The organism is Streptomyces sp. CNH287, assembly GCF_000424825.1.
Map to the genome: position 1 here is coordinate 495,817 of NZ_AUKQ01000004.1, position 26,265 is coordinate 522,081.

Annotated in this window: 23 protein-coding genes and 2 pseudogenes; 12 read left to right on the plus strand and 13 right to left on the minus strand. The window is 73.5% G+C overall.

Annotated features, from left to right (window positions below):
- Positions 1 to 52: 52 nt before the first annotated feature.
- Positions 53 to 1,348, minus strand: coding sequence for an extracellular solute-binding protein (locus tag H299_RS0105395; RefSeq protein ID WP_051262139.1), 1,296 nt, complete (start codon positions 1,346 to 1,348; stop codon positions 53 to 55).
- Positions 1,349 to 1,722: 374 nt separating this feature from the next.
- On the minus strand, positions 1,723 to 1,929 hold the full coding sequence (locus tag H299_RS0105400) for a hypothetical protein (protein ID WP_027747574.1): 207 nt from the start codon (positions 1,927 to 1,929) through the stop codon (positions 1,723 to 1,725).
- A gap of 158 nt (positions 1,930 to 2,087) precedes the next feature.
- Between H299_RS0105400 and H299_RS32345 the strand changes: the two genes are divergently transcribed.
- From H299_RS32345 to H299_RS0105420, 4 genes are all read left to right on the plus strand, one after another.
- The gene (locus H299_RS32345) at positions 2,088 to 3,275 is read left to right on the plus strand and encodes a histidine kinase (RefSeq protein ID WP_037757753.1); all 1,188 of its coding nucleotides are present in this window, start codon (positions 2,088 to 2,090) and stop codon (positions 3,273 to 3,275) included.
- A gap of 13 nt (positions 3,276 to 3,288) precedes the next feature.
- On the plus strand, positions 3,289 to 3,960 hold the full coding sequence (locus tag H299_RS0105410; protein ID WP_027747575.1) for a response regulator transcription factor: 672 nt from the start codon (positions 3,289 to 3,291) through the stop codon (positions 3,958 to 3,960).
- Between the two features lie 26 nt (positions 3,961 to 3,986).
- Positions 3,987 to 5,156, plus strand: coding sequence for an MsnO8 family LLM class oxidoreductase (locus H299_RS32350; RefSeq protein WP_486587157.1), 1,170 nt, complete (start codon positions 3,987 to 3,989; stop codon positions 5,154 to 5,156).
- Positions 5,157 to 5,270: 114 nt separating this feature from the next.
- On the plus strand, positions 5,271 to 5,612 hold the full coding sequence (locus H299_RS0105420; RefSeq protein ID WP_027747576.1) for a hypothetical protein: 342 nt from the start codon (positions 5,271 to 5,273) through the stop codon (positions 5,610 to 5,612).
- Between the two features lie 51 nt (positions 5,613 to 5,663).
- Here the strand turns inward: H299_RS0105420 and H299_RS0105425 are convergent, their stop codons facing one another.
- The 3 genes from H299_RS0105425 to H299_RS0105435 form a co-directional block, all read right to left on the minus strand.
- On the minus strand, positions 5,664 to 6,299 hold the full coding sequence (locus H299_RS0105425; protein ID WP_027747577.1) for a peptidoglycan recognition protein family protein: 636 nt from the start codon (positions 6,297 to 6,299) through the stop codon (positions 5,664 to 5,666).
- 143 nt (positions 6,300 to 6,442) lie between these two features.
- Positions 6,443 to 7,678, minus strand: coding sequence for an ROK family protein (locus tag H299_RS32355; RefSeq protein ID WP_051262140.1), 1,236 nt, complete (start codon positions 7,676 to 7,678; stop codon positions 6,443 to 6,445).
- Positions 7,679 to 7,837: 159 nt separating this feature from the next.
- Positions 7,838 to 9,337 (minus strand): FGGY family carbohydrate kinase, encoded by a 1,500-nt coding sequence (locus tag H299_RS0105435; RefSeq protein WP_027747578.1) that lies wholly within the window; start codon positions 9,335 to 9,337, stop codon positions 7,838 to 7,840.
- 112 nt (positions 9,338 to 9,449) lie between these two features.
- On the opposite strand from H299_RS0105435, the gene xylA reads away from it, so the two are divergent.
- Positions 9,450 to 10,622, plus strand: a complete 1,173-nt coding sequence (xylA, locus tag H299_RS0105440) for a xylose isomerase (RefSeq protein WP_027747579.1) — start codon at positions 9,450 to 9,452, stop codon at positions 10,620 to 10,622.
- A gap of 259 nt (positions 10,623 to 10,881) precedes the next feature.
- Here the strand turns inward: xylA and H299_RS0105445 are convergent, their stop codons facing one another.
- The 5 genes from H299_RS0105445 to H299_RS0105465 form a co-directional block, all read right to left on the minus strand.
- A complete protein-coding gene (locus H299_RS0105445; RefSeq protein WP_078512472.1) occupies positions 10,882 to 11,700 on the minus strand; it encodes an amino acid ABC transporter ATP-binding protein in 819 nt (272 codons plus the stop codon).
- Positions 11,701 to 11,708: 8 nt separating this feature from the next.
- On the minus strand, positions 11,709 to 12,500 hold the full coding sequence (locus H299_RS0105450) for an amino acid ABC transporter permease (RefSeq protein WP_037757756.1): 792 nt from the start codon (positions 12,498 to 12,500) through the stop codon (positions 11,709 to 11,711).
- Positions 12,497 to 13,312 carry a transporter substrate-binding domain-containing protein gene (locus H299_RS0105455; RefSeq protein WP_027747582.1) on the minus strand — a complete coding sequence of 272 codons (816 nt, stop codon included), beginning with the start codon at positions 13,310 to 13,312 and terminating at the stop codon, positions 12,497 to 12,499. Before H299_RS0105455 ends, H299_RS0105450 begins: the two co-directional genes overlap by 4 nt.
- Positions 13,313 to 13,463: 151 nt before the next feature.
- A complete protein-coding gene (locus H299_RS0105460; RefSeq protein ID WP_027747583.1) occupies positions 13,464 to 14,435 on the minus strand; it encodes a hydroxyacid dehydrogenase in 972 nt (323 codons plus the stop codon).
- Between the two features lie 239 nt (positions 14,436 to 14,674).
- The gene (locus H299_RS0105465; RefSeq protein WP_078512474.1) at positions 14,675 to 15,163 is read right to left on the minus strand and encodes an ATP-binding protein; all 489 of its coding nucleotides are present in this window, start codon (positions 15,161 to 15,163) and stop codon (positions 14,675 to 14,677) included.
- Positions 15,164 to 15,300: 137 nt separating this feature from the next.
- Here H299_RS0105465 and H299_RS0105470 point away from each other — a divergent pair, with 137 nt between their 5' ends.
- The 3 genes from H299_RS0105470 to H299_RS0105480 all read left to right on the plus strand — a co-directional run bounded on the left by H299_RS0105470 (position 15,301) and on the right by H299_RS0105480 (position 17,373).
- Positions 15,301 to 16,170, plus strand: a complete 870-nt coding sequence (locus H299_RS0105470) for a Scr1 family TA system antitoxin-like transcriptional regulator (protein WP_027747585.1) — start codon at positions 15,301 to 15,303, stop codon at positions 16,168 to 16,170.
- Positions 16,171 to 16,173: 3 nt separating this feature from the next.
- Positions 16,174 to 16,410, plus strand: coding sequence for a DUF397 domain-containing protein (locus tag H299_RS0105475; protein ID WP_027747586.1), 237 nt, complete (start codon positions 16,174 to 16,176; stop codon positions 16,408 to 16,410).
- Between the two features lie 135 nt (positions 16,411 to 16,545).
- Positions 16,546 to 17,373 (plus strand): SAM-dependent methyltransferase, encoded by an 828-nt coding sequence (locus H299_RS0105480; protein ID WP_027747587.1) that lies wholly within the window; start codon positions 16,546 to 16,548, stop codon positions 17,371 to 17,373.
- Here the strand turns inward: H299_RS0105480 and H299_RS32360 are convergent.
- Positions 17,360 to 18,896: pseudogene (locus tag H299_RS32360) on the minus strand (beta-galactosidase small subunit-related protein); the annotation flags it as partial. The gene H299_RS0105480 and the pseudogene H299_RS32360 overlap by 14 nt on opposite strands.
- An 11-nt stretch (positions 18,897 to 18,907) precedes the next feature.
- Here H299_RS32360 and H299_RS0105495 point away from each other — a divergent pair.
- The 3 genes and pseudogenes from H299_RS0105495 to H299_RS0105505 all read left to right on the plus strand — a co-directional run.
- Positions 18,908 to 19,171 (plus strand): annotated as a pseudogene (locus H299_RS0105495) (IS110 family transposase); the annotation flags it as partial.
- A gap of 90 nt (positions 19,172 to 19,261) precedes the next feature.
- On the plus strand, positions 19,262 to 20,167 hold the full coding sequence (locus tag H299_RS0105500; RefSeq protein WP_486587158.1) for a hypothetical protein: 906 nt from the start codon (positions 19,262 to 19,264) through the stop codon (positions 20,165 to 20,167).
- 195 nt (positions 20,168 to 20,362) lie between these two features.
- Positions 20,363 to 21,169, plus strand: coding sequence for an SGNH/GDSL hydrolase family protein (locus H299_RS0105505; RefSeq protein ID WP_027747592.1), 807 nt, complete (start codon positions 20,363 to 20,365; stop codon positions 21,167 to 21,169).
- A gap of 86 nt (positions 21,170 to 21,255) precedes the next feature.
- On the opposite strand, the gene H299_RS0105510 is transcribed toward H299_RS0105505, so the two are convergent.
- Complete coding sequence (locus tag H299_RS0105510; protein WP_027747593.1) at positions 21,256 to 22,551, minus strand: SWF or SNF family helicase; 1,296 nt, start codon at positions 22,549 to 22,551, stop codon at positions 21,256 to 21,258.
- A gap of 68 nt (positions 22,552 to 22,619) precedes the next feature.
- Positions 22,620 to 25,655, minus strand: coding sequence for a DEAD/DEAH box helicase (locus H299_RS0105515; RefSeq protein WP_051262142.1), 3,036 nt, complete (start codon positions 25,653 to 25,655; stop codon positions 22,620 to 22,622).
- 167 nt (positions 25,656 to 25,822) lie between these two features.
- Between H299_RS0105515 and H299_RS0105520 the strand changes: the two genes are divergently transcribed.
- Positions 25,823 to 26,005, plus strand: a complete 183-nt coding sequence (locus H299_RS0105520) for a hypothetical protein (protein WP_027747595.1) — start codon at positions 25,823 to 25,825, stop codon at positions 26,003 to 26,005.
- The last annotated feature ends 260 nt before the right edge of the window (positions 26,006 to 26,265 follow it).

Genomic DNA, 26,265 nt, shown 5'->3' on the forward strand with positions numbered 1-26,265 from the left:
GCGCCGCGCCGGTAGGGCGGAGCGGCGCCGTCAGCCCGGGTGCGACGCGCCGTCAGTCGGGGGAGCCGCTGAGCAGCCTGGTGATCTTCTGGGTGGCCTCTTCGGAGGCCACCTTGACGTCCGCGCCCTCCAGCACCTGGGTCTGGAACTCCTTGATGGGGTTCTTGGCCTCCAGGTTGCCCCAGTGCGGGGACGCCGGGGTGGCGTGGCCGTTCACCGCGGCCTTGGCCATCGCGGCGGCACCCGGGTCGTCCTCCAGGGCGCCGGCGAGCGTGGTCTTGTTGGGCACGTAGCTCATCGTCTCGGCCATCCGCTTCTGCCAGGTGTCGCCGGCGAGCAGCTTGATGAACTCGTACCCCTCGTCCTGCCGGTCGCTCTTCTCCGGCATGATCAGCACCGACCCGCCGGTGAAGACCGCACCCGGCTCGGAGCTTTTCTTGCCGGGCACGGGGAAGAAGCCGAGCTTGCCCTTCAGCTTCGGGTTGGCGGCCGTGATCAGCTCGGCGGAACCCGGCACCGCGATGATCTGCGCGATGTCGCCCTTGGCGAAGGTCTCCAGCTCGTTCGGCTTGGACTCGTCGGAGTCGGTGCTCGCGTCGCCGTAGGCGTGCAGCTTCTGGTAGAACTCCATGCCGCGCTGCGCCTCGGGGGTGTCCAGGGAGCCCGCCCACTGCCCGCTCAGCTCGGTGGCCAGGTCACCGCCCTCGTCCCAGACGAAGCCCGCCAGCACGTACCAGTTCTGGCCGGGCAGGTAGATGCCCTGCTGGCCCTCGGGCGCGTCGAGTTCGGCGCTGTCCTTCAGCCACTCCGCGCGGTTCTTGGGCGGGGAGGTGATCCCCGCCTCCTCGAAGAGGTCGGTGCGGTGGATGACGACGCGGTTGGCGGCGTAGAAGGGGATGCCGTACTGGTACCCGTCGATCTGGCCGGAGTCCTTGAGCCCGGGAATCCAGTTGTCGCCGTCCAGGTCGATGACGTTGGTGGTGAAGTTCCGGACGCCGCCGCTCTCGACGTACTCCGCCAGCTGGGTGTTCCCCGCCTCGATCACGTCCGGCCCGTGCCCCGACTTGAGGGCCTTCCTGACCTTCTTGTTGATCCCCGGCCACTCCTGGACGGTGATTTCCACCTCTACCCCGGGGTTACGGGATTCGAAGTCCTTGACGAAGGATTTCGTGAGCGTGTCGGTGAGGCTCCCCTTCATCAGCCAGACGTCGAGCGTCTTCGTGTCGTCACCCGAATCCGAAAACGCGCCGCAGCCTCCGACGAGCGCGGTCGTCACGGCGAGCGCGAGAAGCCGCCGGGCCGTTCTGGGGGCGCGGCTCGTACGTCTCGCGCTGTACCGACTGAGCATGGGTAACCCCTCCAAGGAGGCTCTTGCAATTTGCCACGCGGGGGGTGGTGTGGGGATACAGGATTGGCATAGACCAATCGGTCGGTCAAGAGGTTACCTGAGGGAAACCGAAACCGCGGGCGAGGGGGTAGGACGCCATGGCGGGGCTTCGGCGGCCGGAACCGCATCACGGGTCGTGGAGAGCCGCCGCGTATTCACCGTATCGCGCCGGGCTTCGACGCGTGAGGGTTCTGAACAGGAAATCGGCGGTGCGCCGGACCGCCTCCCACAATGGCATATCCCGTCGTGTCCCTATCGTGTCCGTTCCGTGTCCTGCGTCCTCGCCCCCGGTGCTTCCGGGCGCCACCGGGGGCCGGGGTCCGGCGCCTGCGGGGTCAGGCCCGGGCGCGTCCCGCCGCAGCGCCGACTGCCGTCCCCAGCACGATGAGCAGCAGGCTCGCGTAGATCTCCAGCCCGTCCAGCAGGGGGACACGCTGGACACCGGCCCACAGGTGGAACCAGCCGCCGGTCAGTTCGTTCAGCACGGAGCCGACGCCCTGGGAGATCAGGATGAAGCTCAGGAATCCGAGGAGGTTCTTCATGCCACGAGGCTAGAAAGGCGGACTCACCGCGGGCATCGGCCGTCGGCAGCGGAGGTGTCGACGAAAGTCGCGAATCGGCTGCCTCCCGTCGTCCGAAGGTCGCGGATTCCGCCCCGCGGTGGACCACGCCGGGCGGGTGGAAAGTAGATTCACCGACCATGCGCCGTACCTTTCGCGACTGGACCACTGACATCGGCCTCTGCCTGGGCTCGGCGGTCTTCGCGGTGATCACCTCCGACGGGGTGGCGATCGACGAGGACATGTCCGAGACCGCGCGGCTCCTCGACCAGACGGCCGCCGCGGCGGGCTGCGCCGCGCTCTTCCTGCGCCGCCGCTGGCCCGTGCAGCTGACGGTGGTCCTGCTGGTCGCGGGCAAGTTCGGGCACTTCATGACCGGGCCGACCCTCGTCGCCCTCTTCACCGTCGCCACCCGCCGCCCGCCCCGGACGACGGCCTGGGTCGCGGCCCTCGGACTCAGCCCGATCGCGGTCTTCCTGGCCGAGGGGCCCGACCCGCGCTCGCCCGCCACCACCTCGTCCCTCACCTACTTCGCACTCGTCGCCGGGATGACGGGCTGGGGCCTGTACGTGCGCTCCCGCCGCGAGTTGCTGGCCAGCCTGCGCGAGCGCGCCGAACGGGCTGGGGACGAGGCCCGCAGGCAGGTGCGCGAGGACATCGCCCGGGAGATGCACGACGTACTGGCCCACCGCCTCTCGCTGTTGAGCGTTCACGCCGGGGCGCTGGAGTTCAACCCCGACGCGCCGCGCTCCCAGATCCAGCGGGCCGCCGGGGTGATCCGGGAGAGCGCGCACCAGGCGATGGAGGACATGCGCGGCATCCTCGGCGTGCTGCGCGACCCCGAGGACGGCGGCAGACCGCAGCCCGGCCTGGCCGACCTGGAGCGGCTCGTGGCGGAGGCGCGGGCCACCGGGGCGCGGGTCGAACTGCGCCGGCGGGTGGCCGAGCCCGCGGCGGCACCGGCGCTGGTCGGCCGTACGGCGTACCGCATCGTGCAGGAGGGGCTCACCAACGCCCGCAAGCACGCCCCCGGCGCCGCGGTCACCGTCACGCTGCGCGGCGGCCCCGGTGAGGGCCTCACCGTGGAAGTGCGCAACCCGCAGGCCGCCGCCCCCGGTCCGCACCCAGGCGCCCCCGGGACGGCGATGCCAGGTGCGGGCCAGGGGCTGATCGGGCTGGCCGAACGGGCGAAGCTGGCGGGCGGGGAGCTGGAGCACGGCCCGTCCGCCGCCGGGTTCCAGCTCACCGGCAGGCTGCCCTGGAAGCTCCGGCGCGACCTACCGTCCGCCGCCGCGGAGGCCCGTGACGAGCCGGACCTCGCCCGCTGACTACGGTGGCCCCATGGCCATCCGTGTGCTCCTCGTCGACGACGACCCCCTCGTACGCGCCGGTCTGCGGCTGATGCTCGGCGGCCTGGCGGACGTCGAGGTCGTGGGCGAGGGCGGGGACGGCTCGCAGGTGCCGGAGTTGGCCGGGAGCACCGCGCCCGACGTGGTGCTGATGGACCTGCGGATGCCCGTGGTCGACGGACTGACCGCAACCGAACGGCTGCGCGCGCGGCCCGGCGCGCCCGAGGTCGTCGTCCTCACCACCTTCGACGCGGACGAACACGTGCTGCGCGCGCTGCGTGCCGGTGCGGCCGGGTTCCTGCTCAAGGACACCCCGCCCGCCGAGATCGTCGCGGCGGTGCGCAAGGTCGCTGCCGGCGAGCCGGTCCTCTCGCCCGCCGTCACCCGGCGGCTCATCCGGCACGTGGCCGCCTCCGCGCAGGACACCCGTCGGGCACGCGCCCGCGCCGCGCTGGACGCGCTGGGGGAGCGGGAGCGCGAGGTCGCGCTCGCCGTCGGGCAGGGCGGCTCTAACGCGGACATCGCGGGCGCGCTCCACATGAGCGTGCCGACGGTCAAGACGTATGTCTCGCGCGTCCTCGCCAGGCTGGAGCTGAACAACCGGGTGCAGATCGCGCTGCTGGCCCACGACGCGGGCCTGCTGGAGGAGGGCGCGGGCGGGTGAACGGCGCGGGAATCGGGGGTGCGGGCGTGCGCGTTGTGCGGGACATGTTCCCCGCCGAACCGGCTGCCGCCGTCCCCGCCGCCGACGCCGTCCCTGCCGCTGACACCGCTGCCGGCGCTGCCGCACCCGCGCTTCCCGAACCGACGCGCTTCTCCGTCCTCGACCGCTCGCTGACCCGCGCCGGCCGGCACCCCGCCGAGGCGCTGCGCGCGACCGTGCGGTTCGCCCGCCAGGCGGAGGAGCTGGGCTACCACCGGTTCTGGGTCTCCGAGCACCACGGCGTGCCCGGTGTGGCGGGCTCCGCCCCGACCGTCCTGGCCGCCGCGGTGGCCCAGGCCACCTCGCGCATCCGGGTCGGCACCGGCGGGGTGATGCTGCCCAACCACGCACCGCTGGTGGTCGCCGAACAGTTCGGCGTGCTCGCCTCGCTCTTCCCGGGGCGCATCGACATGGGGCTCGGCCGCTCGGTCGGCTTCACCGGCGCGGTGCGCCGGGCCCTGCGTACGGACAAGGCGGCGGCCGACGCGTTCGAGTCCCAACTCACCGAACTCCTCGGCTACTTCGAGGACACCGGCGAGGCCGCTGGCGAGAACACCGGCGAGGCCGCCGGTGAGCGCGGCGCCGCGGCGGGCGGTGAGTCGAACGCCGGGGTGCACGCGGTGCCGTCGCGGGGCCTGCGGGTGCCCGCCTTCGTCCTGGCCACCGGCGCGGGCGCGGACATCGCCGCCGCGCACGGCCTGCCCCTGGTCATCGGCGCGCTGCGGGACACGGCGCGGATGCACGCCGCGATCGGCCGCTACCGCGAGGGATTCCGCCCCTCCGCCCACGCGCGGAGCCCGTACGTGGTGGTCGCCTCGAGCGTCGCGGTCGCCGCCGACCGGGCGCGGGCGGAGCTGCTCCAGGTCCCGGAGGCGTGGGCGACGGCGGTCTCCCGTACGCGCGGGGTCTTCCCGCCGCTGGTACCGGCGGCCGAGGTGCGCCCCGCGGACATGTCCGAGCGCGAGCGCGGCTACTTCGAGGAGGCGCGGCAGTCGCAGCTGTACGGCACCGGGGACGAGGTGGCGGACGCGCTCGGGCGGCTGGTGGCGGACTCGGGCGCCGACGAGGTGCTGCTGACGCTCAACACCCATGACCCGGCCGACCGGCTGGAGTCCTACCGGCGCCTCGCCGAACGCCTCGCGCTCCCGGGCAGCTGACGAACCGGCGGCGACACAGGTGCGGCACGCGACGCAAGAACGTACTGCCGTCCAGCGGGACATATAGGTTGAGCGCTGTCCGTTTCTGCCCCACTTCGTGGAGAGATCTCTGCCATGCGCCTCCGTCACGCCGTCGCCGCCGCCGGTGCGGCCCTCGCCCTCGCCCTGAGCCTCCCGGGCTCCTCCTTCGCCGCCGAGGGGACCTTCGTCTACCACTACTCCAACGGCGACTACGTCGCGCTGGAGGGCACCCTCGCCGCCCCGCCGAGCGAGGAGTGCATCAACCTGCCCGAGGTCGAGTACCGGCCCGGTCTCTACGCCTTCGGCCCGCACAACACCACCCGCTCCACGGTGACGGTCTTCCGCGACGAGCACTGCCAGGGCGAGTACTACACCCTCCGGCCCGGGGGCAAGGCGTCCGACCGGCTGCTGATGAAGTCGGTCGTCTTCTCCTGAGCGAGGTGGCTCTGCCGGCCGGGCCCGCCGTCCGGCCGGCGGGCCGCGGCGCTACCTGCGCCCGGCCGCGCGGACCAGGCGCAGGTAGCGGTCCCAGTCCCAGAGCGGGCCCGGGTCGGTGTGGTCGGCGCCGGGCACCTCGTGGTGCCCGATGATGTTCGTGCGGTTGACCAGGATGCCGTGCTCCGCGCAGATCGCGGCGGTCAGCGCGGCGGAGGAGGCGTACATCGCGTCGGTGAACCACTTCGGTTCGTCGATCCAGCCCTCGTGCTCGATGCCGATGCTGCGCGTGTTGTAGTTCCAGTTCCCGGCGTGCCAGGCGATGTTGCGGTCCTCGACCAGCTGTGCCAGATGGCCGTCGCGGGAGCGTACGAGGTAGTGCGCGGAGACGGCGCGCGCCGGATTCTGGAAGATGTCCACGGTGTCCGCGTACGTCTCCTGGGTGACGTGGATGACGACCAGCTGCACGGGGTACGACGAAGGCCTGCTGCTCGCCGTGTAGTTGGCCGGGTCGGCCGGTATCCACTCGGCGCCGGGGCGGACCTTCGCCCGCCGCCGGCGGCCCTGTGCCGCTGCGCCCGCACCGGGCAGGGCCGCCGTGGTGGCGGCGAGGCCGAGTACGGCGCCGCCGCGCAGCAGGTCCCGGCGGGCGGGGCGGTGGCTGCGGCCGTGTCGTGCGGGGTCCATCGCGGCTCCCGGTGTGGGGGAAGGGGTGGGAAGGGGCCAGCAAGAGACAAGTGCATGACAAGCCCCGCTTGTCATGGTGACCCGCCCGCGCGGCGGTGCCAAGCCTCGCGCCGCCCCGCCATTGGGCCGACCAAAGGCGCCGCTCAGCCGCGTGGGCGGGCCGGAGCCGCGGTGTCTGCGTGCGCGCTCCCCGCCCCGTACCGGAGCGGGTCGGCCAGTACGGCCCGTACGGTGGAGTGCGCCGCGCCCAGCAGCGGGCCCTCGTCTCCGGCGCGGGCGACGAGCAGCTCCGGCACCGCGTCGGGCGCGGCGGTGCGCGCCGCCAACTCCCGCTCCAGCGGCGGCTGCAGCCAGGGAGCGAGCCGAGCCAGCGAACCGCCCAGCACCACCGCCAGCGGGTCCAGCAGGTTGACCGCCCCCGCCAGCGCGATGCCCAGGGCCGTACCCGCCGCGCCCAGGGCCCGCAGGGTGGCGGCGTCGCCCCCCTCGGCCCGTTCCGTCAGCAGCGCCGTACGGCTGCCGGTGCCCCGGTAGGGCAGGCCCGCGGCCCGCAGTACGGCCTCCTCGCCCGCGTACAGCTCCAGGCAGCCGTGCCCGCCGCAGGGGCAGCCGGGGCCCCCGGGACGCACCGGGACATGGCCCAGTTCGCCCGCGAACCCCCGTGCGCCGCGCAGGAGTTCGCCGCCCAGCACGACGGCTCCGCCGATGCCGATCTGGGCGGAGACATGGAGGAAGTCGCGCGGGACGACACGGTTCCCGCCGAGCCGGAGTTCGGCCAGCGCACCGAAGTTGGCCTCGTTGTCCACCGTGAGCGGCAGCCCGCGCGGCAGCGGCAGCAGCGGGGCGACGTCGGTGTCCCGCCAGCCGAGGTTCGGTGCCCGCACCACGGTGGTGGTGCCGCGGGCGACCAGGCCGGGCGCGGCGAGCGCGAGTCCCGCCGGGCGCAGCCCCGCCTCGCCCGCCTCCCGCACCACCTCGGCCACCAGCTCGCCCAAGCGGGCCAGCACGGCGGCCGGTTCGCTGTCGCGGTTCGCCATCGGCACGCTCCTGCGCGCGCGCACCGTGCCGCGCAGGTCCACCGCGCACACCGCGAGCCGGTCCACGCCGATCTCGCCGCCCAGGCCGCACGGGCCCCGGTCGGTGACCGCCAGGTGGGTGCCGGGGCGTCCCACGCCGCCGGAGCGGCCCGGCCCCAGCTCGACCAGCAGCCGCGCGCGCAGCAGCTCGTCGACGAGCGTGGAGACGGACGCCCGGGTGAGCCCGATGTGTGCCGAGACCGTCGCGCGGGAGACCGGGGCCTCGCGCGCGACGGTGTGCAGGACGCGCGAGAGGTTGCGGCGGCGCATCTCCTGCTGCGAGTTGGGCACGGGGGCTGCCATGTCGGTACTCCAGCGGCGCGGGGGACTGCGGGTCTGCGGGGGTTCGGCGGCGTGACGGCCTCACCCTCGACGCCCTCGATTGTCCGTGGGGGAGGGAGCGGTGTCCGGGGCTTCGCGTCCCGGACACCGCGACGCCGCTGCCCGTCGTGGGAGAGGCCGTCAGCGCAGCAGCGTATCCGCTCGGGTGAGCGAGCCCTCCAGCCGGGTGAGCGCGGACTCGTCGCGCGGCACCGCCTCGTGGACCGGTCCCGCCGCCGTCGCCCAGCGCCGGGCCACCGCCGCCGCGTCCTCGCCCAGCAGCAGACCCGCCGCCTGTGCCGCGGCGCCCAGCGCGACCAGCTCGCGCGCTCGCGGCACCTGGACCGGCCGGCCCGAGAGGCGCCGTACGGTCTCCCGCCAGGCGGTGCCCTGGGCGCCGCCGCCGATCAGCAGCAGCGGCGCGTCCGCGGCGTCCTCCCGGGCCGCACGGCCACCGCGATCCGGCTCGCCTGACCCCTCCGGCCCGGTTGCCCGATCCGCCCAGCCCAGCACCTGTGTCAGGGCGCGCAGCAGCGCGAAGACCGCGCCGTCGTAGGCGGCCTGGAGGATCTGACCCCGGCTCGTGTCGTGGCGCAGCCCGTACAACAGCCCGGACGCGTACGGCAGATCGGGGGTCCGTTCGCCGTCGAGGAAGGGCAGCATCGTGGCCTCGCCGCCCGGCTCCACCGCCTCCCGGTCCAGCCCGAGCAGCGCGGCCACCCGGTCCACGGCGAGGGTGCAGTTCAGGGTGCAGGCCAGCGGCAGCCAGCCCTCGCCCGCGGCGGCGAACCCGGCGACCGTGCCGGTGGGGTCCGCCGGGCGCCGGGAGGTGAGGGCGTAGACGGTGCCCGAGGTGCCCAGGCTCAGCACGGGGGTGCCGGGGCGCAGGCCGAGGCCGAGGGCTGCCGCCATGTTGTCGCCCGTCCCGGCGGCGACGAGGGTCCCGGCGGGCAGCGGCAGCCCCTCCGACACGGTCCCCGCCGCCTCGCCGGGGCCGAGCACCCGGGGGAGCAGGGCGGCGGGGAGGCCGACGTGTTCGAGCACCGCCTCCTCGTAGGTGCCGGTACGCGCCGCCCACCAGCCGGTGCCGGAGGCATCACCCCGGTCGGTGCTGCCGGCGCCCTCCGGGCCCTGGCCGGTGAGCCGCCCGGTGAGGTAGTCGTGCGGCAGCCGTACGGCGCGGGTGGCCGCGGCGGCCTCCGGCTCGTGCTCGCGCAGCCAGGCCCACTTGGTGACGGTGAAGGCGGGGGCGGGCACGCTGCCCAGGCGGTCGGCCCACCACCGTGGCCCGCCCAGCGCCGCGACCAGGCGGTCGCGCTGCGGCGCCGAGCGCACGTCGTTCCACAGCAGGGCGGGGCGGACGGGGTGTCCGTCCGCCCCCAGGGTGACCAGTCCGTGCTGCTGCCCGGCCACCGAGACCGCGGCGGCCCGGCGCACCGGTTCACCGCAGCGGCCGAGCGCGGTGAGCAGGGCGGCCCACCACTGCTCCGGGTCGGACTCGCGCCCCGCTCCGGCGCTCACCGTGTGCGCCTCCTGCCCCCGCGCGACGATAAGGCCCGTGGCGCTGTCCACCACCAGGGCCTTGACGGACTGGGTCGAGCTGTCGATCCCTACGACGAGCGGTCCCTCGGGTGCGGCCACTGGTCCTCACGCCCTCTTCCTTCCGGCGGATGCTGCCCGCATACTAATTTGTCAACGGTGATGACGAACGCAGGCGGCGCCACGCGGCAAACCGGACAGGAAGGCGCGGAGGATGAACTATCGGCCGACACCCCAGGACAGGTTCAGTTTCGGTCTGTGGACCGTCGGCTGGGAAGGCCGCGACCCCTTCGGCGAAGCGAGCCGTGCCCCGCTCGACCCCGTCGAGTCCGTCGCCCGCCTCGCGGAGCTGGGCGCCTGGGGCGTGACCTTCCACGACGACGACCTGATCCCCTTCGCCAGCGGCGACGCGGAGCGCGAAGGCCACGTCACCCGCTTCCGCAAGGCCCTGGACGAGGCGGGCCTGGTGGTGCCGATGGCCACCACCAACCTCTTCACGCACCCGGTGTTCAAGGACGGCGGCTTCACGGCGAACGACCGCGACGTACGCCGGTTCGCCCTGCGCAAGACCATGCGCAACCTCGACCTGGCCGCCGCACTCGGCGCCCGCACCTACGTCGCCTGGGGCGGGCGCGAGGGCGCCGAGTCGGGCGCCGCCAAGGACGTGCCCGCCGCGCTGGACCGGATGAAGGAGGCGTTCGACCTGCTCGCCGCCTACGTCACCGAGCAGGGCTACGACCTGCGTTTCGCCCTCGAGCCGAAGCCGAACGAGCCGCGCGGTGACCTCCTGCTGCCCACCGTCGGGCACGCCCTCGCCTTCATCGGCGAGCTGGAGCGCTCGGAGCTGTTCGGCGTCAACCCCGAGGTCGGCCACGAGCAGATGGCCGGGCTCAACGTCGCGCACGGAGTGGCACAGGCCCTGTGGGCGGACAAGCTCTTCCACATCGACCTGAACGGCCAGACCGGCGTCAAGTACGACCAGGACCTGCGCTTCGGCGCCGGAGACCTGCGGGCCGCCTTCTGGCTGGTGGACCTGCTGGAGCGCTCCGGCTACCAGGGGCCGCGCCACTTCGACTTCAAGCCGCCGCGCACCGAGGGCCCGGACGGCGTGTGGGCGTCCGCGGCCGGGTGCATGCGCAACTACCTGATCCTCAAGGAGCGCGCCGCGGCCTTCCGGTCCGACCCGGAGGTGGTGGAGGCGCTGCGCGCCGCCCGGCTGGACGACCTCGCCCGCCCCACGCTGGAGGAGGGGGAGACGCCCGCCGGACTGCTCGCGGACCGCAGCGCGTACGAGGACTTCGACCCGGACGCGGCGGCCGTGCGGGGGATGGCCTTCGAGCGCCTGGACCAGCTGGCGATGGACCACCTGCTGGCCGCACGCGGCTGAGAGCCGTCCCGTCGCAGCGGAGCGCGCCCGCACACCGGCTCGTGGGCGGATGGCCCGGGAGCGGGGCGTCCTGGCGCACCGCGCTCGCGCCCCCTCGGCCCTGCGGGCCGGTGGGGACCTCTCGCTCACTCCGTCCGGCCCCGCGGTACCGGCGGTCCCCGCACACCGCTCGCAGGGGGCTCTCCGGGCGTCCGCCCGGACCCGCGCGCGGCGGTGGGGCGGCGGGAGACCGCTCCCACCGCCCCACCGGCCGTGCTGGTCACTCCGGCAGCTGCGCCGCCGCCGGGTCGAGCACCCGGGCCAGGAAGGAGCGGGTGCGCGGGTGCTGCGGGTCGCCGACCACGCGCTCCGGCACCCCCTGCTCCACGATCGCGCCCTCGTCCATGAACACCACCCGATCGGCGACCTCACGGGCGAAACTCATCTCATGGGTGACGACCAGCATCGTCATCCCCTCCTTGGCCAGCTTCCGCATCACCGCGAGCACGTCGCCGACCAGCTCGGGGTCGAGCGCGGAGGTCGGCTCGTCGAAGAGCATCAGCTCCGGCTCCATGGAGAGCGCCCGTGCGATGGCCACCCGCTGCTGCTGGCCGCCGGAGAGCTTCAGCGGATAGGCGCTCTCCTTGTCGGTCAGACCCACCCGCTCCAGGTTGTGCCGGGCGGTGCGCTCGGCCAGCTCCCGGTCGCGGCCCAGCACCCGCCGCTGCGCGATGGTGAGGTTCTCCAGCACGGTCAGGTGCGGGAAGAGGTTGAACGCCTGGAAGACCATGCCGATCCGGCGCCGCACCTCGTCGATGTCCACGTCCGGGTCGGTCACCTCCGTCCCGGCCACGGTCACCGTGCCCGACGTCGGCTCCTCCAGCAGGTTCACGCAGCGCAGCAGGGTCGACTTGCCCGACCCGGACGGGCCGATCACGCAGACGACCTCGCCGCGCGCCACACTCAGGTCGATGCCCTTGAGGACCTCGAGTTCGCCGAAGGACTTGTGCAGCCGCTCCAGCCGGATCGCGTCGCCGGACGGGCCGGGCTCGCCGGATTCGGACGGTTGGCCGTCCGTCTTCTCCACGGAAGGTGCCATCGCCTCTGTCACCTGGCCTTCGCCGTACGGGCCTCCAGCCGGCGGACCAGATGGCCCAGCGGGAGGGTGATCACCAGGTACAGCAGCCCGGCGATCAGGATGGGGGTCAGTGTGGGGTCCTGGTTCATCGCGTCCCGGCCGAACTTGGCCAGTTCGTACTGGCCCAGCGACAGGCCCAGCAGGTACACCAGCGAGGAGTCCTTGGTCAGCAGGATCAGCTCGTTGGTCAGCGGCGGCAGCACGATGCGGAACGCCTGCGGGATGACGATGGAGATCATCGCGCGCGGCTGGGACATCCCGAGCGAACGGGCCGCCTCCATCTGCCCCCTGGGCACTGCCTGGATACCGGCGCGGATGGTCTCCGCGATGTAGGCGGCGCCGACCAGGCCGAGCGCGAGCATCACCGTGACGTACTGGTTGATGGCCACCTGGAAGGCCAGCGGGACGCCGAAGCCCAGCGCGATGAAGACGAGCAGGGCGGGTACGCCGCGGAAGAACTCGATGTAGGCGATCGCCAGCCAGCGGTACGGCGGCACCTGCGAGAGCCGCATCAGCGCCAGCAGCAGCCCCAGGGTGAGGCCGAACGCGAAGCCGAGCACGGTGTAGATGAGGGTGTTGACCAGCGCGGTGGAGACGATGTCGGGGAACTGGTCCTTGGCGACCTCGACGTCGAAGAAGGCCCGCTGGATCTCGCCCCAGTCCGCGGCCAGCGCGACCACGAGGACCACCAGGGCGAGCACGCCGTACTGCGCCGTGCGGATCAGCCGAATCCGCTGGCGCCTCGGGAGGCGGCGCTTCACTTGGCGGACTCCTCGGGTGCCTTGCCGAACCACTTCTTGTAGATCTTGTCGTAGCTGCCGTCCGACTTGGCCTTCTTGAGTACGGTGTTGATCTTCTTGCGCAGCGCGTCGTTGCCGGTGCGGACGCCGATGCCGTACTGCTCGCCGGTGTCGAACTCGGCGGTCACCTCGGTGTCGGGGTTCTTCTTGACGTAGTCGTAGAGCACGCCGTTGTCGTTGATACCCGCGTCCACCTGGCCGGTCTTGACGGCGGTCAGCAGCAGCGCGAGGTCCTCGAACTGAACGATCTCGACCCCGTCGCCCTGCTTCTTGGCGTACTCGGCGCCCGTGGTGGCCTGCTGGACGCCCAGCTTCTTGCCCTTGAGGTCGGCCAGGGACTTGAATCCCTTGCCCTTCTTGACCATCAGTGCCTGGGTCGCCTCGAAGTAGGGGGCGGTGAAGTCGAGGCTCTTGTCGCGGGTCTCGGTGATTGTCATGCCCGCGGCGGCCACGTCGCACTTGCTGGCGTTGAGGTCCTCGCCGGTCTGGATGCCCTCGAAGGGGGTGTCCACGATCTCCTGCTTGACCTTCAGCTCCTTGGCGACGAGGTCGACCACGTCGACGTCGAAGCCGACCACCTTGCCGCCCTTCTTCATCTGGAACGGAGAGTAGGGCAGGTGGGTGCAGGTGGTGAGCTTGCCGTCCTTGACCAGTTCGATCGTGGAACCGTCGCCCGTGGCCTCGGTGCTGGAGCAGGCGGTGACGGCGAGCAGTCCGACGGACGCGACGGCCGCGAGAAGAGGGAGGGACCTACGTGACGGCTGGGATGACACAGTGCCTCCAGAGGGGTGGCCTCGGCTGGCGGGGCGACAAGATCGGTAAGTTTCGCTGAATCCTGCCACCGGCCGCGCGCCTTGTCGCTGCCGCGCATGTTGCGACCGGATAACACCACGCGGCGTGCGCCGCCGGTGCCCCGCGGCCCGCTCAGGCACTGCGCCCCAGATCCGCGCGGGTCACCGGGTGGCGCAGCGGAGCCCCGGCGCACAGGGCCTCCGCCTCGTCCGCCACGCAGGCGCCGAGGCGCTCCAGCTCGTTGCCGAGCGCGCCCGCGACGTGCGGGGTCAGCAGTACGTTGGGCAGTCCGTACAGCGGTGAGGCGGGCGGCAGCGGCTCGGGATCGGTGACGTCCAGCACCGCCGAGATGCGGCCCGTCACCAGTTCGGCGGTGAGCGCTTCGGTGTCCACCAGCGCGCCGCGGGCGGTGTTGATCAAGGTCGCGCCCGCCGGCATCAGGGCCAGCCGCCGGGCGTCCAGCAGGTGCCGGGTCGCGGGCAGGTCGGGTGCGTGCACGGTCAGCACGTCGCTGGTGGCCACCAGCTCGTCCAGCGGCAGCGGCCGGACGCCGAGCGCGGCGGCCTCCGCCGCGGGCAGATGCGGGTCGTACACGGCCGTGTCGAGGTCGAAGGGGGCCAGCAGGGTGAGCAGGCGCCGCCCGATCCGGGACGCACCGATGATCCCGACCCGGCGCCCGTAGTTTCCCGACGAGGCGGTCTCCGCCGCCCCCGGCAGCCGGTGCGCGGCGGCGTACCGCTCCCGCATCCGGAAGACGTCCTTGCCCGCCAGCAGCACCGCGCCCAGCGTGAACTCCGCGACGGGCACCGCGTTGGCCGCGGCGGCGGAGGAGACCAGCAGGCCGCGGTCCCAGCAGGCGTCGGTGACGTGCCCCTTCACGCTTCCCGCCGCGTGCAGTACGGCGCGCAGCCGCGGCATGCCGCCCAGTACCGCCTCGGTCAGCGGCGCGCAGCCCCAGCCGGTGATGAGGACCTGCACCTCGGCGAGGGCGGCCCCGCCCGCCGCGCCCGGCACCGGGGCCGCCGCGTACGGCGCCCGCAGGCAGGCGTCCAGCCGGGCCCGCACCGGGGCGGGGAAGAGGCGGGGGAGGTGGACGGGGTCCATGGCGAAGAGCGCGAGCGGCGGCTGCGAGGTGTCGAGCGGGCCGACGGGGTCCGGCGCGGGGCCGGGCGGAGAGTCCGGCAGCGGGTTCGGCGTGGACACTTCAGGCATTTCCGACATCAGAACCCCCGGGGCGATAGGGCGAGGACGGGCCGGTGCAACCGCTTGCTACGGCCGCAGCGTAGCAGCGGGCCGCCGTCCCGCTCGGGGTGCTGCGCGCGGCTGCCCGGGGGTCGCGCGGCTCAGTGCAGGGTGCGCACGCAGGGCAGTTCCGCCCAGACCGCGTGCCCCTGCGCCCGTTCGTCGGGGCGGACGCCCCACTCGTCGGCGAGCACGCTGACCAGCAGCAGGCCGCGACCGTTCTCGCCGTCGGCGTCCACCGTCTCCACCGTGCGCGTGTACGGGCGCAGCGGACGGCCGCCGCCCTCGTCGGTGACCTCCAGGCGCAGCCGCACGCCGATGACCCACAGCTCGCAGCTGACCTTCTCGCTGTCCGTGTGCCGGACGGCGTTGGTGAACAGCTCGGAGACCAGCAGCTGTGCGTCGCCGCAGGAGTCCTCGCCCACGCCCCACTCCCGCAGGCGCTCCAGGACGCGCCGACGCGCCTCCGCGACGGAGGTGTCGAGCGCGGGCAGGTGAAACGCGTCCCTGAGAGGCCGCGTGACAGTACTGCCTACGCGGTACTCGCTGGGGGGAGCCTCCTGGGGGAGAGTCTCGCGGGGAGAAGCCACCGGTCCACTATGGGCCCGTCGATGGCGGATGGCAAGGAACAGGCTGCAAATTGCAGAACTGCTCGGAGCTGCCTGTCGCGTCGCCCTCCGTTCGTGTCAAACTGCCTACTCATGAAGGCAGTTGGAGGCGGTCGATAGTGGCGGACTTGCGTTCGGGCGGCGGTGCCCCCACTGTCCTGCGGGTGGTTCTGGGCAGACGATTGCAGCAATTGAGGGAGAAGTCGGGCCTCTCGTACGAAGACGCCGGCCGCGCCCTCGATGTGACGCACGCCACTGTCCGCAGGATGGAGAAGGCCGAAGTCGGACTCCGGATTCCGTATGTCGAGAAGCTGCTGCGGACCTATGGCGTCACCGAGCCGGAGGAGATCGAGGGATTCGTCTCCCTGGCGCGCGAGGCGAACCAGCCCGGCTGGTGGCACCGCTACCGCGACGTGCTGCCCGAGTGGTTCAGCGCCTTCGTGAGCCTGGAGAGCGAGTCCGAGCTCATCCGCGCCTACGAACCGCACTACGTGCCCGGGCTGCTCCAGACGCCCGCGTACGCCCGTGCCGTGCTGCGCGCCGGGATGCCGCACGCGGCCGAGGAGGAGATCGAGCGGCAGATCGCGCTGCGGATGGAGCGGCAGGCGGTGCTGGGGCGCTCGCAGCCCCCGCTGCTGTGGGTCGTCATCGACGAGACCGTGCTCCGCCGGCCCATCGGGGGCCGGGAGGTGATGGCCGAGCAGATGGACCATCTGATCAAGGCCAGCGAGCTGCCGTACGTCAACCTCCAGGTCATGCCGTTCAGCGCCGGTTCGCACCCGGCGATGTACGGCCCCTTCCATCTCTTCCGCTTCCCGGTGGAGGAGCTTCCCGATGTCGCCTGTACGGAGAGCCTGGTCGGCGCCGCGTACTACGACCAGCGCGACGACGTATCGGCGTTCCTGGAGGCCCTGGACCGGATGTGCGGCCAGGCCGCACCGCTGAACCGGACCGCGGCGCTCCTCAACGCACTGCGCAAGGAGATCTGAGCCATGGATCGCATCTACAGCGGCATGCCCGCGGGGGAACTGGGCCGCGAGGGCTGGCGCAAGCCGTGGAGCGGCGGCAACGGCGGCAGCTGCGTGGAGGCGCTGAGGCTCCAGGACGGGCGGGTGGCGCTGCGGCAGTCGGAGGACCCCGAGGGCCCCGCCCTCATCTACCCCCACCACGAGATCGAGAACTTCATCCGGGGCGCGAAGGCCGGCGAGGCGGACTTCCTGCTCGCCTGACCCGGCCCCTCGGCCCCGGTGTGGCGCGTCACCGCACGGCGCGTCACCGCACGACCTGGTGCCACCGGCCCCGGCCGCAGTCACCCGGCACCACAGAACCGGTATCACGACCGGATACCACGAACGGAGAACGACGTGTCCGAGGCGGGCTTCACCCCCGAGCAGATCGACACCAGCAAGGCACACCCGGCGCGTATGTATGACTACTACCTGGGGGGCCGGGACAACTACGAGGTGGACCGCGAAGCCGCCGAGCGCGTGCTGGAACTCTCCCCCGAGATCCAGGTCGTCGCCCGCGGCAACCGCGCGATGATGCACCGCGCCGTGCGCACCGTGGTGCGGCGGGGCATCCGGCAGATCATCGACATCGGCACCGGCATCCCCACCTCGCCCAACACCCACGAGGTCGCCCGCGAGATCTCCGACCGGGTGCGGGTGGCCTACGTGGACAACGACCCGATCGTCGCCACCTACGCCGGTGCCAAGCTGACCAACGAGGGCGACGCGGGCTTCGTACTCGCCGATGTCCGCGAGCCCAAGGCCATCATCGAGCATCCGACCATGCAGGAGCTGATCGACTTCGACCAGCCCGTCGCGCTCATGCTCATGGCCGTCCTGCACTTCGTACGGGACGAGGAGGACCCGGCCGGCATCGTCGCCACCCTCACCGAGCGCCTCCCGGCGGGCAGTTGCCTCATCCTCAGCCACGTCACCGGCGACTTCAAGCCCGAGGGCGGCGACCTCGGCGCGGCCAGCGATGTGTACAAGAAGGCCACCGCCACGCTGACGCTGCGCGGCTACGACGAGATCCTGCCGCTCTTCGAGGGCTTCGACCTGCTGGAGCCGGGCCTGGTCCAGGTGCCGTTGTGGCGCCCGGACGGCCCGGTCCCGCAGGGCGCGGAACTGCGCCAGTACGTCGGCTACGGCGGCGTCGGGGTCAAGGGCGGCGTCACGGGGGAGTGAGGGCTTCTCCGTCCGGGGCGGCCCCCAGGGCGGAGAGGGTGAGGGAGAAGCGGGCCGGGCCGGCCGCCAGCCGGTGCTGCGGCAGGACCCCCGGCCCGCAGGACGCGGAACCGATGCCGTGCTGCGCGTGGTCCAGATTGACGTGCACGCTGCCGTCAGGCACCAGATCGGGGGTGTGCGTGGCGGCGTCGAGCGCTTCACTGGTCCAGCGCCGGGCGGTGAGCCAGAAGGGCGCCGTCCCGGCATCGATCCGCAGCCCGGCACCGGTGCCGTCGTGCAGTGCGGCCCACCGCACGCCGGCACGGGCGCCGTTCTCCTGCGGACGCACGTAGGGCGTCTGCATCGCGTCGACCCCGCTCTCCCAGCGCCCGACGAGGGAGGCGGTGCGGCTGTCCGGGTAAGCCTCGCCCGGGCCGCCGCCGAACCAGCGCACGCGGTCGTAGGCCTCGGGCAGCGCGAGCCGTACGCCCAGCCGGGGCAGCGGGCAGTCCCACTCGCCCTCCGGGAGCACCTCGACGGTCAGCCGCAGTGCTCCTCCTCCTCCCCCCCCCGGCGGCGGCCGTCCAGCGGTAGACCGTACGCAGGGCCAGGTCGCTCGCGGCGGGGGCGATCCGGGCGCGCACGGTCAGCGCGCCGCCGCCGGTCTCCACGGCGTCCACCCGGTGCCGCATCCGGTGCAGGCCCAGCGCGCGCCAGGCGGCTGCCGGACCGCTGCCCGGCACCCAGGGAGCTCCCTCGTCGTTGTCGGTGGGAGCCCGCCACACGTCCAGGCGCAGGCCCCGCCCGGGCACCTCGCCCAGCCGGGTCAGCGCACCGGTCGCGGCCTCGAAGACGGCGGCACCCAGGGTGATGCGCGACCCGGCGCGGCGCGGCGCCGCCCCCCGGGGCTCCGGACCGGACTCCGGGGCGGAGGCCGACGGCGCCGCGGCGGACGGTGCCGCCAGCTGTGCCCACGCCACCGGGTGCCCGCGCGGCGCCCACGCCGTGTCCGCGGCCAGCACCGCCCGCAGGGTCCACAGCGTCTCCCCGGGGCGCTCCGCCGCGGCCGGCGGAGGCGCCGGCAGCGCCAGTTCGGCCGAGCCGCCCGGTGGCACCGGGGGCAGCGGCAGCGTGCCGGTGGCCAGCACCTCGCCCGCCACCTCGTAGGACCACTCGAGCGCCAGCTGCCCGAGGTCGGCGAAGTCGTAGAGGTTGGCCACCTCCAGGGTGCCCGCGCCGGCGTCCCCGGTGATGCGGACGGGCTCGATCACCTTCTTGTACTCGACCAGGCCGGGGGAAGGGGTGCGGTCGGGGAAGATCAGCCCGTCGCAGACGAAGTTGCCGTCGTGCACCTCCTCGCCGAAGTCGCCGCCGTAGGCGAAGTAGGGCTGCCCCTGCGCGGTGTGCCGGAGCAGGCCGTGGTCGTTCCACTCCCACACGAAACCGCCCTGGCACCGCTCGTACGCCTCGAACAGCCGCTGGTACTCGGCCAGTCCGCCCGGCCCGTTGCCCATGGCGTGCGCGTACTCGCACAGGACGAACGGCTTTCCGGGACCGGTACGGCGGCCGGCGGACGGGCAACCTGCACCGGCCCAAGCGCTACAGCCGCCGCCTGCGCCGGGTCTTCTACATGTCCGCACAGACCAGCATCATCCGCGAAGGGCCCAACCGCGACTTCTACCTCAAGAAGCGCGGCGAGGGCTGCAAACACGTCCAGGCCGTCATCGCCCTGGCCCGCCGACGAACCAACACCCTGTGGGCACTCCTGCGCGACAACCGGGTCTTCACCCCCGCCCCACCGGTCACGCAGACGGCTTGACTTCGTCATTGAGACTCCTCGGTTCGGGGCGAGCTGCGGCAGGCGGATACCCCATCGCTGTCGGTGAATGCGGCATGACAGAGTGGTCACATGTCGACGCCACCGCCGCCTGCCCAGTCGCCGGGCCAGCCGCAGGACCAGCCGTCCGGTCAGCCTCAGTTCCTCCCCTACCCGCCATCCGGCGGTGGCGGAACCCCCGGAGCCCCGGGAACCCCCTGGGCCTCGGGTTCCGCCGGGTATCCGGGCGGCCCCGTCGGCCCCGGCGGCGGCCCAGGGGGTCCGGGCGGCCCCGGCGGGTTCGGGCCGCCCGGCGCGGGCGGCTTCGGTCCGCCCGGTTCCGGTGGCTGGCCGCCCGCTCCGCCACCCGGCGGCGGTGGCAGCCGCCGCACGGTGATCGCCATCGTGGCCGCCGCGGTGGTGGCGGTCGCGCTGATAGCCGGGGCGGTGCTCGTGCTCGGTGGCGGGGACGACGAGGACCCCTCCGCGGGCGGCTCGCCCAGCCCCTCCGCGAGCGCCACCAGCCCCGAGCCCGCCGAGACCGACGACCAGGAGCCCGAGGACTACCCCAGTGAGGAGCCGGAGGACTACCCGACGGACGACTACCCCACGGAGGAGGAGAGTCCCGACTTCGAGTCGATCATGCCCACCCCCTCCGACGGGCCCCGCCCCGCCTACCAGATGGAGGTGGGCGACTGCTTCGACATCCCCTCGGACAAGCAGGGCCAGGGCGAGCCCGCCGAGTGCTCGGCCGCCCACGACGCCGAGGTCGTGCACCAGGAGAAGCTGACGGAGGAGTACGACACCGACACCGAGGTCCGCAAGGCCGCAGACAGCCTGTGCAAGACCCCGATGAGGGACGCGGGCAGCGGCAACGCCGAGGTCGGCGGCACGCTCGTGCAGTACCCCAAGGCGTCCGGCGTCCGGCTCGGCATGCGTACGGTCACCTGCAGCCTCACCGCGGGCGAGGGCAAGAAGCTCTACAAGAGCCTCACCTGACCATCCGTCAGCGCGACCACCCGGCGCTCGTCCGGTCCGTCGCCTGCGGGAAACCCTGTCCCCAGGGCCGACTGACGGTGAATCAGCGATGACGCCGAACGAAATGCTCCGCATGGGACTTCACTCACCGGCGCGGTGCTGCTACTACTCAGTAAGGCAAGTAGTTCTCCATGCACCCCCACCATGAGAGGCTCCATGAAGCTGCGCAGATGGGCGGGTACGGCCACCGCCGTGTCCCTCTTCCTCGGACTGACCACCCTCACCTCCCCGGCCGCCTCCGCCGCACCCGCGGAGGCGGCTGCCTCCTACGTGGCGCTGGGCGACTCCTACTCCTCGGGAGTCGGCGCCGGCAACTACGACTCCGGCAGCGGTGACTGCAAGCGCAGCGCCAACGCGTACCCGAAGCTGTGGAGCGCCGCGAACTCCCCGGCCTCCTTCGACTTCACCGCCTGCTCCGGCGCCCGCACCGGCGACGTCCTCGCCAAGCAGCTCGGCCCGCTCGACGCCGGTACGACGCTGGTGAGCATCAGCATCGGCGGCAACGACGCGGGCTTCGCCGACGCCATGCAGGTCTGCGTACTCCAGGGCGAGAGCGCGTGCCTGACGCGGATTCAGCAGGCGCGCACCTACATCGCCAACACCCTTCCCGGCAAGCTGGACACGGTCTACAACGCCATCAGCGACCGGGCGCCCGCCGCCCAGGTCGTCGTCCTCGGCTACCCCCGCATGTACGAGGCGAACGGCAGCTGCGTCTTCGGGCTGAGCGAGAAGTCGCGGGCGGCCATCAACTCCGCCGCCAACGACCTGAGCGACGTCACCGCCAAGCGCGCGGCCGACCACGGCTTCGACTACGGCGACGTACGGCCCGCCTTCACCGGCCACGAGATCTGCTCCGACAAGGAGTGGCTGCACAGCGTCACCTGGCCGATCGGTGACTCCTACCACCCCACGGCGGCCGGCCAGTCCGGCGGCTACTACCCCGTGCTGGAGAACGCGGCCTGAGCCACGCGGGGCCGGACGCGTCCGGCCCCGCCCGCCGCCTCGCGGCAGTCGTACGGGGCGGCTTCGCGGCTGTGCGCCCGGCGTGCTCAGCCCTCGCTGAGCACCGCCGCGAGCGCCGCCCCCGGGTCCGCCTCCGCGGGACCCGCGGGCCACCACCTGCCGCGCTCCTTGCGATAGGGCCACCAGCGCCCGTCCCGGCCGTACCGCAGCTGCGCCCCGGAGCCCGCCACCGTCCAGCGGTTGCGGTCCGCGCGCAGCACCGGGCGGCCCTCCCCGGGCCCCTCCTCCTGCGGCCAGAGCGCCGCCAGCTGATCAGCGGCGCGCGCCAGCTCCGCGGGCCCCGGGGACCACGCCTCCTCGAGCATGGCCAGCGCCGCCGCGCCGCCGAACTCCCAGGCGCGTACCGCCGGTTCCAGTTCGGCCGGGGTGCGCCCGCCGTCCGTGCCGGAGGCTGCCGCCAGCCGTGCCCGCATGAGTGCGCCGGGCCGTGCGGCGGCCAGCCGTACGGCGTCCTCCGGCACGCTCAGCGGCGCCGGGGGCGGGCTGTCGCCGTGGCCGGGGGCGAGCGCGTCGGCGAGGTCGCGCTGTGCCCGCAGCGCGGTGGCGGCGACCAGGAACTCCAGTGCCCCGACGTCGAGTCCGTCCGGCGGAGCGGTGCCGCCGTCCAGGATCGGGCCGTCACCAGCCATCGCCACCGGCGCCGGCGCGGCCGGAAGCGGCGGCAGCACCACGCCCAGCGCGTAGGCCTCGCCCGCGTCGGTCCCCGGCGGCCCCGCCGGGCCGGCCGTGCCCGGTGGCTGCCCGCCGTCGCCGCGCGGCGACTCGCGGGCACCGCGCGCGGCACTGCGTACCTGCAACTCGTCCAGCACCGCCCGCTCGCCGCGTCCGCGCAGGAGCAGCAGGACGAACGGGTCCTGGTCCAGCAGCCGCGCCATCTGGTAGCAGAGGGCGGCGGTGTGCAGGCAGTGGTCCCACGCCTCGCAGCCGCACTCGGGGTCCAGGTCGCCGATGCCCGGCAGGAGTTCGACCCCGGCGCCCGCCGCGTCCTCGACCAGCCGGGGCGGCATGTCGCGGTCGAGCAGGGCGGCCAGATGGCCGGCCTCGCCGGAGACCACGTCCAGCAGGCGGTCCCAGCTCTCCGCGTCGAGGCGCTGGAGCAGCACGTCTGCGCGGTACGGGGTGCCGTCGCGGTCGCGCACCAGCGCCGTGATCCGGCCGGGGCGCACCGACACGGCGCCGACGGCACCCTGACGCGCGTACTTCCGCCCCTGCTTGAGCTGCTGGTTGTCCAGCGCGGTCTCCTCCAGCGCCTTCAGCCAGATGCGGCCCCACCAGGTCTCGGCGAAGCCGCGGCCGTGGGCGGGCGGGAGGGCGGCGAAGATGCGCTCGCCGTCGGTGTGATCGGTGTGTTCGGTGTGCTCGCCGTGTTCGGTGTCGAAGTGCTCGGTGCTCAACGGTCGTTCCCCCGCAGTTCGACGAGTTCGGCCAGTTCGGCGTCGGTGAGTTCGGTGAACGCGGCCTCGCCCGTGCCCAGTACGGCGTCGGACAGCGCCTGCTTGCGCTCCAGCATCGCCGCGATGCGGTCCTCGATGGTGCCCTCCGCGATGAGCCGGTGCACCTGCACCGGACGCGTCTGCCCGATGCGGTACGCGCGGTCGGTGGCCTGCGCCTCGACGGCCGGGTTCCACCAGCGGTCGAAGTGGACGACGTGCTCGGCGCGGGTCAGGTTCAGGCCGGTGCCCGCCGCCTTCAGTGACAGCAGGAAGACCGGGATCGCGCCGTCCTGGAAGGAGTTGACCATCTCCTCGCGCACGGGGACGGGCGTACCGCCGTGCAGGCACCGGACGGGGACGCCGCGGGCACCCAGATGGGCCTCCAGCAGCCGCGCCATCCGCACGTACTGGGTGAAGACCAACACCTTGGAACCCTCGGCCAGGATGGTGTCCAGGAGTTCGTCCAACAGCTCCAGCTTGCCCGAACGGCCGCGCAGCTGCGGGGACTCCTCCTTGAGGTACTGCGCGGGGTGGTTGCAGATCTGCTTGAGCGCCGTCATCAGCTTGATGACCAGGCCGCGCCGGGCGAGGCCCTCGGCGCCGGAGATCTCGGCGAGCACCTCGCGCACCACCGCCTCGTAGAGCCCCGTCTGCTCCACAGTCAGGGACACGGCGCGGTCGGTCTCGGTCTTCGGCGGCAGTTCGGGGGCGATGCCGGGGTCGGACTTGCGCCGCCGCAGCAGGAAGGGGCGCACCAGGCGGGCGAGCCGTTCGGTGGCGGCGGGGTCGGTGCCGCCCTCGACCGGTTCGGCGTACTGGCGGCGGAAGGTGCCCAGCCGGCCCAGCAGACCGGGCGTCGTCCAGTCGAGGATGGCCCACAGTTCGGAGAGGTTGTTCTCGACAGGGGTGCCGGTCAGCGCGATGCGGGCGCGGGCGGGCACCGTGCGCAGCTGCTTCGCGGTCGAGGAGAAGGGGTTCTTGACGTGCTGCGCCTCGTCCGCAACGACCATGCCCCAGGCGGGCTCGGGGAGCGCGGCGAGGCGTTCCGCGTCGAGGCGCATGGTGCCGTAGGTCGTGAGCACGAACTCGCCGCCGGCCAGGTCCCGCAGGCTGCGCGAGCCGCCGTGATAGCGGCGTACGGGGGTGCCGGGGGCGAACCTCTCGATCTCCCGCTGCCAGTTGCCCATCAGCGACGCGGGGCAGACGACCAGGGTGGGCCCGGCGGTCACGGGAACCTGCTGGCGGTGCAGATGGAGCGCGATGAGGGTGATGGTCTTGCCCAGGCCCATGTCGTCGGCGAGGCAGCCGCCCAGGCCCAGCGAGGTCATCCGGTCCAGCCAGCGCAGACCGCGCAGCTGGTAGTCGCGCAGCGTCGCGGTGAGCGCGGCGGGCTGCGCCACGGGGGCCGCCTCGTCACGGTGGACGCGCTCGGGGTCCGAGAGCCGCTCGCGCAGGGTCTCCAGCCAGCCGTCGGCCCGTACCTCGATCCGCTCGCCGCGGTCCTCGGCGCTGCCGGTGAGCACGGCGCGCAGTGCCTCGACGGGGGTGAGCTTGTGGTCCTGCCGCTCGCGCGCCCGGCGTACCGCCTCCGGGTCCACCAGTACCCACTGGTCGCGCAGGCGCACCACCGGGCGGCCCGCCTCGGCGAGCTGGTCCAGTTCCGCGCGGGTCAGCTCCTGGTCGCCGAGGGCGAACCGCCAGCTGAAACTGAGCAGCGCGTCGGCGGAGAGGGCGGCGGGCGGCCCGGCGGGCGCCCGCGAGCGGTGCCCGGCCGCGTCCGCGGCGGCGGCCCCGGCTTCCGGCGTCTCCCCGTCGGCGCCCACGACCGCGCGCGCGGTCAGCCGCCGGGCCAGTTCCTGGGGCCAGTGCACCTGGATACCGGCGGCTTCCAGGGCGCGCACGGCGGTGTCGCCCAGCAGGTCGGTGATCTCCTCGTCCGCCAGCTCGACGGAGTCGGGGACGGCAGCTGAGAGCAGGGGCGTCAGCGGTTCCCAGGCCGCGGCGGCGCGGCGCAGGGTCAGCAGTGTGTCCGTACGGGCGCGCGGGCCGAAGCCGGCGGCCACGGGGGAGCCGCCCGCCCAGACCTCGGCCGCGTCCGCGACCAGGGCGGGGTCGGTGACGCTGTGCAGCTGGAGCACGGCGCGGAAGCGGAAGCGCGCCTCCGCACCGGCGGGGGCTGCGGGGGCTGCGGGCCTTGCGGAGCCGCTCCGGCCGGTGAGTCCGGGGACCTCGACGCGCAGCGACAGGCGTACGCCCGCGTCGTGTCCGGCGGCGACGTCGGCCGCCCAGTGCCGCAGCTCCGGGAGGTGCCTCGGCGGTCCGGCCGCGTACGCCGGGCCGCCGGCGGCGAGCGCGGCGGCGGGGCTGCGCGGCAGCGTGTCGGCGACGGCGTCCAGGAAGGCGCGCAGCAGCCACTCCGGCTCCGGCAGGAGGAGCCCGGTCGGCTGCGGTGCGCATGCGGGCTCGAGTGCGGGATCGGGTGCCGGGTCCGGGTCGGCGAGGGGCACGGCGTGGGCGTACGGGGGCATCGCCGCGGCGAGGTCGCGTACGCGGGCGTGGTCCTCGGGGTCGAGGGGGGCGAACCGCCAGGCGTCGTGCCCGGCGGGACTCAGGCCCGGCAGCAGCCTGCCGCGGGCCGCGAACTCGAGGGCCAGCAGGCAGGCCGAGCCCCAGAAGGCGGCGGCGCCGTGTTCCCCGGCGGCTGAGCGGCGGGCGCGCACCCGGGTCAGCAGGGGGAGGGCCTCGTGCACGGGGACGACGAAGGCGGGCACGGTACGGGTGGTGACGTCGGTGGTGGTGCCGGAGCCGGGGCTGTCGTCGGCGCCGGGAGTGGCGACGGTGAGATCCTCGGCGGGGGCGCCGGGAGCCGGCGGGTTCCCGTCCGCACGCCAGAAGGCGACGCTGCCCAGCCGCGGCGGATCGGCGGGCAGGAAGACGGCCGCACACTGCGCGAGATCGGTGATCGGAACGGGATAAGTGGTGGTCCGGGTCACGTCGCTGATTCGTTCCTCAAATTTGACTAGTGGAGCGGAGCGGCCGAGGGTACCGCATCGCGGGACCAGGGGTGAAACACCTGGACGGGTCCCGGAAGGAACCACTTCGCAGCGGAAGGCGTTCAATAGAGACAGGTGGCCGGTGCCGCCGCGAAGGAGGCATGGAGATGACCAATCGAGGCAAGGTCGCCCTGGGGGGCGTGGCCGCGGGCCTGTTCCTGTGGTGGCTGACATCGTTCTGGATCGCACTGCTCGTCATCGTCGGGGTCCCCGCGATCGCCTACTTCGCACTCGACCCCTCGCAGCGCCGCAAGCTGCGCCGGGTCAGCCGCAAGGAGCTGGGCCGCTGAGCGCTGTCCTCACGCGTCGCGCCCGCCTCAGGGAGTGATGCGAGGCTCTCGGCTGCTTTGGCGGGAGCGCGTCTGCGGCGTGGTCTCGCCCTGGCGAAGGTTACGGGGGTGATCCCTCGTTCCGGGGCCCTGCGGCGACCGAGGCCCGGAAAGTCCCGGTCCAGGTCCCGTGCGTCGGCGGCAGCGCAGCGGCAGGTCCCGGCTGTCCGGTCACGGCAGTCCCTATTCGTCCAGCGCGTCGCTCTCATCCTCGAGGGCAA